Annotated in this window: 8 protein-coding genes; 5 read left to right on the top strand and 3 right to left on the bottom strand. The window is 53.9% G+C overall.

Features of this window, described 5'->3' with window-relative positions:
• The 3 genes from KF749_18240 to KF749_18230 form a co-directional block, all read right to left on the bottom strand.
• Positions 1–2,404: T9SS type A sorting domain-containing protein (locus KF749_18240; GenBank protein ID MBX2993096.1), on the bottom strand; the 2,404-nt coding region annotated here is incomplete at its 3' end.
• A 439-nt stretch (positions 2,405–2,843) separates the two neighbouring features.
• Positions 2,844–3,233 carry a T9SS type A sorting domain-containing protein gene (locus KF749_18235; protein ID MBX2993095.1) on the bottom strand — a complete coding sequence of 130 codons (390 nt, stop codon included), beginning with the start codon at positions 3,231–3,233 and terminating at the stop codon, positions 2,844–2,846.
• A gap of 1,439 nt (positions 3,234–4,672) precedes the next feature.
• On the bottom strand, positions 4,673–5,329 hold the full coding sequence (locus tag KF749_18230) for a hypothetical protein (protein ID MBX2993094.1): 657 nt from the start codon (positions 5,327–5,329) through the stop codon (positions 4,673–4,675).
• A gap of 222 nt (positions 5,330–5,551) precedes the next feature.
• Here KF749_18230 and KF749_18225 point away from each other — a divergent pair, with 222 nt between their 5' ends.
• The 5 genes from KF749_18225 to KF749_18205 all read left to right on the top strand — a co-directional run bounded on the left by KF749_18225 (position 5,552) and on the right by KF749_18205 (position 11,104).
• Positions 5,552–5,893: an STAS domain-containing protein gene (locus KF749_18225; protein ID MBX2993093.1), complete on the top strand. Its 342-nt coding sequence runs from the start codon at positions 5,552–5,554 to the stop codon at positions 5,891–5,893.
• A gap of 51 nt (positions 5,894–5,944) precedes the next feature.
• Entirely contained in the window at positions 5,945–7,267 is a 1,323-nt protein-coding gene (locus KF749_18220) for a PP2C family protein-serine/threonine phosphatase (GenBank protein MBX2993092.1), read from the top strand.
• Positions 7,268–7,347: 80 nt separating this feature from the next.
• Positions 7,348–8,100: an antibiotic biosynthesis monooxygenase gene (locus tag KF749_18215; protein ID MBX2993091.1), complete on the top strand. Its 753-nt coding sequence runs from the start codon at positions 7,348–7,350 to the stop codon at positions 8,098–8,100.
• The gene (locus tag KF749_18210; GenBank protein ID MBX2993090.1) at positions 8,097–8,459 is read left to right on the top strand and encodes a hypothetical protein; all 363 of its coding nucleotides are present in this window, start codon (positions 8,097–8,099) and stop codon (positions 8,457–8,459) included. Before KF749_18215 ends, KF749_18210 begins: the two co-directional genes overlap by 4 nt.
• On the top strand, positions 8,459–11,104 hold the full coding sequence (locus KF749_18205; protein ID MBX2993089.1) for a protein kinase: 2,646 nt from the start codon (positions 8,459–8,461) through the stop codon (positions 11,102–11,104). Before KF749_18210 ends, KF749_18205 begins: the two co-directional genes overlap by 1 nt.
• Positions 11,105–11,151 lie beyond the last annotated feature (47 nt).

Genomic DNA, 11,151 nt, shown 5'->3' with positions numbered 1-11,151 from the left:
TGAGGCGGTAGAAGTAGACGCCGCTCGGCAATCCGGTTGCATCGAACTGAACCGAATGGCTCCCTGCCTTCTTCACTTCATCGGCAAGCGTTGCCACTTCCCGACCCAACACATCAAACACCTTCAGCGTCACGTGTCCGACCGCTGAAAGCTGATAGCTGATTGCTGTTGTGGGGTTGAACGGGTTGGGATAGTTCTGCAGCAAGGCGAATTCGCCCGGCGTGATGTCTCCGACGCCGGTTACCCCCGTTGTCACGCTGATAGGTTCGGTGTAGTGTGGTGTTCCATCTAAATCAACTTGACGGAGTCTGTACTGATACGTGCCGGGGGATGGAATCGTCGTATCATCGAATGAATACCAACGCGGCTCGTTTGTTGTCCCGTGTCCGGGGACGAAGCTATTGGGTACCACTGCAAAGGGCAGTTCGGTTCCAAACCTTCGCTCAACGTAGAAACCGTAGTTGTTCACTTCCGAGATCGTCCCCCAGTCCAAGCGAACATGGTAGGGGGTAACAACTGTTGCTGTAAAATGAGAAAGGACAATGGGCAATGATGATTCCAAAGCCCGAAACACTCCGGCGCCGGCTGTGCCTGCCAAAAGGAATGACCCGCTGACTGCAAGTGCCCTGATACTGGGGTTTATTAAGCCGGTATCTGCTTGTGTCCAACTTTGGTTGTTATAGTTGAAGAGAAAGACGCCGTCATCAGTGCCTGCATAGAAATCTGTGCTCGACGCGGCAAACGCATACACAGAGAGATTCGTCAAGCCGTTGTTTAGTGCAGTCCAGTTCGCGCCGGTGTCTGTGGAGCGGAAGATGCCGCCCCCATCAGTCCCGGCATAAACAGCACCGAGTGAGTCGAAGCCAAGGGCGAGAAGAGTCAGATTCGTCAAGCCTGCATTAACCGTTGTCCAGCTTGTACCATTGTCGGTGGAACGAAAGATGCCGTTGTCAGTCCCGGCAAAGAGAACTCCCGGTACGTTAGAGCCAAGAGCATACACGAAATTGGTCACGCTCGTCGCCGTCCAACTCTCGCCGTTGTCGGTAGACCGAAACACTCCGCCTTGAGTCCCGGCAAAAAGATGTGTGCCCGAGAGGGCAAAGGCGCGAACGTGGATACCCATCAAGGTTGTCGCTGCCCAACTTGTGCCGTCGTTGGTGGAACGAAACACACCAACGATAGTCCCGACGAAAAGAGTCGTCTCCGAGCGAGCGAGAGCAAAGGTCCGAGCACTTGTCAAGCCATTATTGGAAAATGACCACGTTTCCCCGTTGTCTGTCGAACGAAAGACGGTAGTGCCATCAGTCGCGGCAAGGAGATTGCCGCCGGAGGATACAAACGCCCGAACATGCGTTGCCCGTAAGCCGCTGTTGACCTGCGTCCATGATTCACCGCTGTTGGTTGTACGATGGACACCACCCATCCAGGTCCCGCAATAGACACTCGCACCCGAAATAGCAAGGGATCGAACATTGGCATTACCATTAATTGATGTGAAACCATTGTTGACGATTGTCCAACTCATGCCGCTGTTGGTAGAACGAGCGACACCACCCCCGGGACTCGACACATAGAGATTTCCGGATGAGTCAATGACCAGCGCCCTCAGGTCGTGGTTTAGTATCCCGCTGCTCGTTGCAGTCCAGCTTGCACCATTGTCTGTAGAACGAAAGACGCCGCCGCCTTGGGTGGCGGCATAAAGAAAATTGCCGTAAACACCGAGTGCTCTGACGTAGGTGTTTGTCAATCCGTTACCGATTGTCGTCCAGGTTATGCCAAAATCTGAGGAACGAAAGAGGCCATCAGTCGTTCCGGCGTAAACATAACCGGCAGAGTCGCGTGCAAAGGAAAGAATATAGAGATTCGTTATGCCGGTATTGGATGCTGTCCAACTGTTCCCGTTGTTGGTGGAACGAAAGATGCCGTCGTAGGTCCCGGCAAAGATTACTGAATCAAAAACCGCAAGGCACCAGACGCGGGAGTCTGCCAAGCCATTGTTGACCGGTGTCCAGAGCGTACCGTAGTTTGTAGAGCGGAAGACACCGCCGCCAAAGGTTCCCGCAAAAAGAATTGTACCTCCTGCACCGTTTGGCTTGGCGACGACAGTCCATACAGTCTTAGCTGTTAGACCGCTCTTGACTGCGCTCCAGCTTGTCCCGTTATTGGTTGAACGAAACACACCGCCACTGTCAGTCGCGACATAGAGGCTTGTGATCCCACCTTCTTCGTTGGGGCTTACGGCTATTCGATAAATAAAGCCGCCGTAGAGCCCATCGCTTTGCATCCATTGAGCATGCAATGGATCCGGATCGAACAATACCCAACAAAGTGGCAGAAGAACTCCGCCTATCAAACGACCGAGGCTTTGCCTTCCGGCGCAAAGAAGACTGGAAATAGTTGTCATTGAGTTTCCCTCCTTGTGTTATGCAATACTACCGAATGAGGATGAATTTTCTTGCTGCTCGAAGTCGCGGGGAGTTAGCCGGCAGTAATACACGGCCCGAATAGCTGCCGTGCATGATTTGTGTCCAAAACTGAAGGTGCATAGCCACACTAGGGCTGTAGAGGTGCCTTCATAATTCCCATCCCTTCTTGCCTTTGGTGAAATTATGGACTGATTTCGCCCCAATCAACCAATCTGTGTGTCACTGGTTTGTTTGCAGAATGAAAGGGAGAACTCATTAGTACACATGAATGTAGAAAATATCTACATCAAAGATGGGAAAATGTGTAGTTGTGATTGTCTGATTTGGGAATGATGCTGCCCGTTTTGGGATCGTCTACAAAAAGAAACCCGGCTTTCACCGGGATTCTCTGGAAAAACTCGACCTATGCTACGGTCTTTACTTCAACACCATCATCCTCTTCGTCTCGACTTGGCTTCCTGCTGTGAGGCGGTAGAAGTAGACGCCGCTCGGCAATCCGGTTGCATCGAAGAAAGCAGAATACCTGCCGGCGTGTTTCACTTCATCCACCAGCGTTGCCACTTCCCGCCCCAACACATCAAACACCTTCAGTGTTACGTGTCCGACCGCTGAAAGCTGATAGCTGATTGCTGTTGTGGGGTTGAACGGGTTGGGATAGTTCTGTTCGAGCCGGAACTCATACGGCACCCCTCCATCGCCGCGTACGCCGGTGGTGAAGGGCGTACCGGGACTTTCTGAAACAACATGAGAGATGTAGCGGGGGATACCGTGGCGGTGAATGACCATTCTGCCGGCAGGGTCAACCATAATTTCGGGAAACTCCTGCACGGTTCCTCCCGTATCCCCTTGTTTTATATCGTGCTTGATCCCGACGTACCTCTTGCCACTCTGGGTTTCATACACTCCCGTTACCGCGGCCACATGCCCGCGCCAATTCGTTCCATCAAACCACTTGTAGAAAATCTCCACGTCCTCCGTGTCCGCCACTTCCTGCTTCAGATACGCCCACGAGGGATAGGTGCCGCTGTTATCGTTTCGCGCAAACGACGGTCCCGATGAGGCGGAGATGTTGCCCGCGACTCCTTGCGCTTGGAATTTTACTTGAATGGGAAGATTGTGCCGCTGGATGAAATCGAGCTTGCCGCGAATAAAGGACTCGATGCTGACTCCCGAACCCTGCTGCCTTCCCATCAGCCTCGAAAGGGAATCCAACAGTGCCCGGTGGCTGAACGGGATGTTGATCTGGGGGTAGAGGGATTCGAGCCACTTCAAACTGTTGGACGCGGCTGCGGGCCCGCATGCATTTCTGTCACCGGCGTAGCCGCCCGGCACAGGCGGATTCTGGGTGTTGGATAAATCGATGTTGGGAACCGTACACCCGAAATGGGTCATCGAGATAACGGGCGAATTGAGGTTCGGTTCGGGAGTCGGTTGCGAAAGCGGCGGCTCGTTTACGGTCGGGTCGCCGTACTCGTTGCTTGCATCATCATCGAGCGGAGCAACGGCAAGATCGTATTGCTGGAATTGGGGCGGCGGAGAAGGGCTCGGCTGTTGTGCCCAATGAAAGTAAATCCGCATCAGCGCGGACGAAGGCCACGGGGTTCCGTTTGTTATTCCGAGCGCGGCAAGATCGAACCGGATGGCGACGATGGTTGCGATGGTCGCGGCCGCGATGTAGAAATTCTGCGCAACATAGGTGAACCCGACCCCCAACCGTTCCGCTCCGATCGTGAGATAGAATGCCGTCGCCGCCGTGTAGGTGAACACAAACATTGCCCACCGCGAGTTGATGATCTGCGGGTTCATGTTCAACAGGTGTAACTGGAACATGATCAAATCCTGAACAGTAAGGGGCCCGGCTTGAAGCGGTGCCATGCCCGGTTGTTGTTCCGCAAGAAAGGCGGGAAGCTGGTCGGGAGAAAGATACATAACCTCGACCCCCGGGTTCTGCATTTGACTCAGCGCAGCAGGAACAAAGAAGAAGAGGAAAAGAAAAGGGGCGATGAGGCGAAGCGAACGAAACGGAATCATGACGAACTCCTTTCGGTTGATTGATGGGTTGTTTCCGCCGCGGGAAGGCCGTTAACCGAAAGGGTACAATGATTTCAACGTAAAGAACAGGGCCCTTCAGCAAAAGGCCAAATGAACACGACTATATGATAATAGTAACCACCAGTGTTGGCTGTGACGACGGCCACCCGCCCCCTCCGGCAGAACGTGATGCAGTCGATCAGCCGGAAAATGCCTTAGGCGGCAACGCTCTTCCTGTGCCTGTCTATCCAATACATCCACGGAATGAATATCAACTGGAGAAGTCCCGCGTACGCAAGCGCCGATTCATCCGGCGGCGGCGGGCCGAATATGTTGGCGAAGTAGATAACTACAAGAAAAGCGACAAGTCCCCACAACGCATACGTCCCGACTCTATCCTTCGCCTTGGTGACGCGGCTGTACAACACAACCGCGCCGGCGAACATGAGCCCCTCGACAATGATTGTCGCGGCAACGTGGTTCCACAATCCCAACCCGAAAAACACATCGCTGCCGGGCGCGAGAGGCAAGTCGGGGCGATGTGTTGCAAAATCCAACACCCAATGACTGAAGACGGCGAGTCCCAGAATCATCGCAGATTGACCGTTCCGTTTGACGGCATAATACACTCCCCCGAACGCCAACGACCAAAAAAGAACCGCAAGCAGGCTGTGGGTGTAAGGATAGTGATAGAAGTCGAGGGGTGTAAAGGCGGTATTGCCGGGGTCAATGCGCGCGGCTTCAATTCCGAACAGAAGAAAAAACGGCCACAGCAAGTCGATGAACTGCGAAGCGATAAAGAGTGTCCCGAGCGAGACTGTTGGCGCAGGTTTCTTTGCGGCGAAACTTACTGCAAAATGGCCGATGAACATGGACGTACTCCTTGTTATGTGTAATGCCAATCCCGCGAGTGACGGAGAAGTGTTGTCCAATATACGTTGCGGTTCCGATGGTTTCAAGTTGACTTCATGCAACATTTTGTTGAGATTAAGTCAGCCTTCTCCGTCCGGCGGAAGAAGACACCCCAATCCGACAGCTCGAATTCATCAATAGAGCCCTCATCCGAATCCAAAGCAAAGTCAGGAGGTATCGTTATGGCTGTAAGAACATCGTCGCTTACCGGCGGCATCGGTTTAATTGAGGTCAAAGGCGCTTTGACCGGGGGAGAAGAAACGGACGAAGTACGCCGTGCAGTTGCCGGCTTCATCGACCGTGAATACAGCAAGTTGATTGTCGATCTCAGCGGCGTCACATTCGTGAACAGTGCGGGAATCGGCGTCCTTGTGGGGGCTCATACAACATACACCCGCAAAGGCTGGCACATCAAACTCACCGGCGTGAACAAGAATATCGACAGCGTGTTCGTCATTACAAAGCTCTCTCTGGTGTTCGATGTTCACGATACGATAGACGAAGCGCAGAAGAGTTTCACATAACCTCTCATTTCAATCCTGCAGGGCTCTTTCACATAATGATGACACGCTGTGATGTCTAATCCGGACATGGTGCAGTTCCATGCTCTTCATGAAGAGAACCGCCGTCTCCGTCGCGCTGTCGAAGAGCTTTCCATTCTCAACGACCTTGCCGGGGCAATCAGTGCGTCGCTCAACTCGCAGGAAATCATGCAGACGATTGTCCGGCGTTCGCTTCGCGCATTGAATGCCGAACAGGGCCTCGTGACACTTGTTGAAGAGCAGGCGGACAGTTCCATGAAGACGCTCATCCGCGCGAACGTCAGTTCTTCCGCTCACGAAGAATTCCACGTCAACCATGCTCTTGTCGGCTGGATGCAGTTGAATAAAAAGCCGCTCCTGCTCAACGAGCCGCACAACGATCAACGCTTCCGCGGCGTGAAGTGGGATCTGTCTGTAAAAACTCTCCTGTGCGTTCCGATGATGAACAAAGGCGCGCTGAAAGGTGTGTTGACCGTCTTCAACAAAAAGGACGGGAAGAACTTTTCGGATGAGGATCAACGGCTGTTGACCATTATCGCGGCGCAATCGGCTCAAGTTATTGAGAATGCGCGGCTGAATGAACGCGAAAAAGCGGCGGAAGCGGAAAGGATTGCCCTCGAAGCCGAAAACGTCCGCAAGACAAAGGAACTTGAAGATGCCCGCACGCTGCAACTCTCGATGCTGCCGGGAGAAATCCCGCAACTCCCCGATTATGATATTGCGGTGTACATTCGAACGGCAACAGAAGTGGGCGGCGACTACTATGATTTCAGCGTTGCCCCCGACGGCGATTCTTTGGATGTCGCCCTTGGCGATGCAACAGGTCACGGCATGCAGGCCGGCACCGTTGTGACGCTGATGAAAGGCCTGTTTGCGCTCGAAGCCTCCCGTACGGACATTCAGAGCTTCTTCAATCATTGCAGCCGCGCCATCAAGCAGATCAGGTTGGGGAGAATGCTGATGGGATTTCTGCTCGTCCGGCTGAGGGGTAACAACCTCCGGCTTGCAAATGCCGGCATGCCGCCGGTGTTTCTCTATAGGAAGGAAACCGGCTGCGTTGAAGAAATCCAGCTCAAAGGAATGCCGCTCGGGGCGATGAGAGATTTCTCTTACCCGGTGCACGAAACTCCATTTGAGGTCGGCGACACGCTTCTGCTTCTGAGCGACGGTCTTCCCGAACAGAAGAATAGTCGGGGCGAGATGTTCGACTACGGCAGGGTGCAGGAGATACTTGCCGGGACGGCTGCCGAATCATCCGATACGATCATCAACCGGCTTGTTGCCGCCTGGGAGTCATGGATGACCGGAGCGGCACAAGAGGATGATATGACTTGTATCGTCATCCGGAAGAAGTAAGTCCGCGGCCGGGTCTTTCACAGGATTGGCCCGGCCGTTCACACGCTCTTTGAACGAAAGGGAATCACTGAACCATGCACATGCGTCTTGTTCGAGTAAAAGTGAAGGCAGACCGGGCGGCCGAACTCGCGCGCCTGTACGAGAACAGGATTATTCCCGCTCTTCACCACGTGAAAGGATGCCGATACGCAGGCTTGATGCAGAGTGCCCGCCAACCCGATGAATGCCTCTCAATGACATTGTGGAACTCCGAGGCCGATGCCCGCACCTACGAACACAGCGGCTTGTTCACTTCACTCCTCGATGAATCACGGCCCCACTTCCTTGAATCATCCGACTTCACAATCCGACTTTCCGACAATCTAACGCTTGAGTATGTACCCGTTCCGGAAGAGCCTGTTGTCAGTACGTTTGCCGTGGCTGCTGCAGGAGCATCGGACGACGATGGATCGGCAACGGCCGGAAGTATCTGGGTAAGAATTGTCTCACTGAAACTGCGTCCCGACGCTGCCGACGCGTTCAAACAGAATTATGTTGCCCGTGTGATTCCGGCACTGCGGTCGGTGCAGGGTTGCCGGTACGTTTATCTGACAGCGCGGGCAGATAAGCCGAACGAGATGATCTCGGTGACAAGTTGGGTCTCGCGACACGATGCGGAAGCATATGAGAAGAGCGGTCTCTTCAAGAACCTCCTCGAATCCCAGCAACATTTGCTGTCGGAGTTGTACCAGTGGAAGAAGTCGCATGAACGAACAGGCAATGTGGATGTAACAACGAGCGAGGATGTTGCCGTTGAACACTACAATGTTGTTGTGGGCAGGAGTTTCGCATGAACGAACGAATGGCCTCAGAGCGGATGATCTCTCTTGATACGGTGACGCAAAGCGTCGAGCATCTGGAACGTGTGCAGAGAAAGAGCGTACGTCAGGGGGATTGCGTGATTGTTGCGACATGCAACTCAACGTATTCCCTCACGGCTCAGGAGGACGGGAGTTACTTCGTTTCGGGAGGGTGGTTCGACAGGATGAGTCCTGTTCCGCAGGCAGTGCGTGTAAACGGATGCACGTGGGGAGGTTGCATCATCAAAGTGGATATCGTTGCAGCGGTTGGTTTGTGTCTGGAGTTCAGCAACCGCGTGACGACGAGTCCCATTCGCAAAATCGTCTTGATACCGAAAGAAAGACAAAACTGATGATCGGCCAAACAATCTCGCATTACAAGATACTGGAGAAATTGGGCGAGGGCGGGATGGGCGTTGTTTACAAAGCCCAGGACACCAGGCTCGACCGCGTCGTCGCCTTGAAATTCCTCCCCCATCATCTCACGGCAAGCGAAGCCGAACAAGCGCGCTTCCTGCAGGAAGCAAAGGCCTCTGCTGCCCTGAACCATCCCAACGTCTGTTCGGTCATTGATATTCAGGAAGTGGATGGGAACCAGTTCATCGTGATGGAGTATGTGGATGGGAAAACGCTCCGCCACATCATTCAATCCGAAATCCCCAATCCGCAATCCGCAATCGCTTTCGCCATCCAGATCGGCGAGGCGTTGCACGAAGCGCATTCCAAGGGCATTGTCCACCGCGACATCAAGTGCGAGAATATCATGGTCAACTCGCGCAACCAGATTAAAGTGATGGATTTCGGACTTGCCAAACTCAAAGGTTCGCTTAAACTCACCAAAACCTCCAGCACCGTTGGCACCCTTGCCTACATGGCACCTGAACAGATCCAAGGCGGTGAGGTTGATGCCCGTTCGGACATTTTCTCGTTCGGTGTGGTATTGTTTGAGATGTTGACGGGCAAGCTCCCTTTCCGCGGCGAGCACGATGCGGCGGTAATGTATTCAATTCTTAATGAGGAACCTGCGCCGCTCTCCGAGTATCTCCCCGACGCGCCACTGGAAATCACACACATCATCAATAAAGCGCTGGAAAAAAATCCCGATGAACGCTATCAATCCGTCTCCGAAATGATTGTTGACCTGCGGCGGTTGAAACGGGATTCGTCGCGTGTATCAAGAACTATCGTTCCGCCGCCGCCGACATCGCAGACCGGAAGGCAATCTGCTGCACCATCTGCAAGTCAACCTTCTCCCAACAAGAATATTCGCATCGGGATAGTCGCTGGGATTGCTGTGCTCGTAGTTGCCGGCCTGTTCCTTTTTCAGCCCTGGAAATCCGGAAAAGAAAGTGTCGGACCCAAGAAGCTTGTCGTTCTCCCTTTTGAGAATCTTGGTGATCCTGAGAAGGAGTATTTTGCCGACGGCATCACGGACGAAATCACGGGGAGACTTTCGCGTCTTTCGGGTCTCGGTGTCATCGCAAGGGCAAGTGCCCGCGAGTACAAGAAGACGCCCAAGAGTGTAAAGCAGATTGGTGCAGAATTGGGTGTGGACTACGTGCTGATGGGAACCGTGCGCTGGTCGGGTGGAGAGGAGCAGCGTGTGCGTGTCAATCCCGAGTTGATCAGCGTTCAGAGTGCTCTGCAAACGTGGTCGCAGCCGTTTGAGGCGACGTATTCCGATGCGTTCAAGATCCAGGCCGATGTGGCATCCGAAGTTGCACGCGCCCTCAATATCCAGCTTCTCCAGCACGAAAGTGAAAAGCTCAAAGGGAAGCTCACGGAGAATGCGCAGGCATACGACTACTACCTGCGGGGAAGAGAATACGAGAATCGCTCATCATCGCGGGCCGATCGAGAAATCGCGGTGGAGCAGTATGAACGGGCCATTGCTCTCGATCCGTCGTTTGCTGCCGCGTACGCCAGACTGGCCGCGGCACATGCGGGTATGTATTGGTTTTTCTATGATCGTACAGCAGAGCGGGTTGAGAAGGCGAGGGTTGCGGCCGGGAAAGCCCTCGCCATCGCTCCAGATCTCTCCGAGGCACACGAGGCGATGGGATGGTATCATTACCACACGCAGTTGGATTATGAATCCGCAATCAAGGAATTCTCCATCGCTCTGAAATTAGACCCCAACAATCCCGAGGTTTCCTACGGTCTGGCAGCGGTGTATCGCCGACAGGGGAATATGAAGGAATCCATTACGCATTGGCGAAAGGTGATCGTTGCCAACCCACGAGCTTCGGAAATAGAGCGTCAGCTCGGCGAGACACTCACGCTGGACAGACAATACGAAGAGGCGGATAAGCACTACCAGAATGCAATCCAATTGGCTCCCGATAACGAACAAACATACGGTCAAAGGGCGCTGAACCTTCTTCTCCGGAGTGGCGATCTCGGCTCTGTGACGGAAGTAATTGAGCAAGGGAGGCGGTACGGGCGTTCGGAATCCAGCGAAGACCAACTGTTGTCCTACATGGTGTTCAAGATTGAATTGATCAAGGGAAATTACGATGCGGCGGAGAATGCAGTAAGCCGCGTCGGATTGGAAAACCAATTTGTGTTCTATCCCAAACCTCTTCTGCTCGCGCACGCCTCAGCATTGCGCGGCGCAACTGGACAAGCACGAACGCTCTATCAAGTGGCGCTTCAGGTGGCGGAGAAGAGACTGAAAGAAGCCCCACAAGACGAGAGGGCACACAGCACGTTGGGCATCGCGTATGCCGGCCTCGGACGAACCGACGAAGCGATCAAGGCAGCGAGGAAAGGCGTGGAACTCCTTCCGCCCGAACGCGAGGCATGGCGGGGCGGATACCGCCTGATGGACCTTGCCCGGGTGTACACTATGGTGGGAGAACAGGAGAAAGCTCTGGATGCGTTGGAGCGGCTGCTTTCGATTCCCTCCGATCTTTCCGCACAGTTGTTGAAGTTGGACCCGACGTGGAAGCCGCTGAGGGAGAACAAGCGGTTTCAGGCGTTGGTGAAAGGAAGATAGGGTTGCGATGAGCGGACAGACAGTATACCAAACCGGATTGTCTCGTG

The organism is Bacteroidota bacterium (assembly GCA_019637975.1).
Classification (GTDB): Bacteria; Bacteroidota; Ignavibacteria; order UBA10030; family UBA6906; genus CAADGV01.
This window is presented reverse-complemented; position numbering and strand designations above follow the sequence as displayed.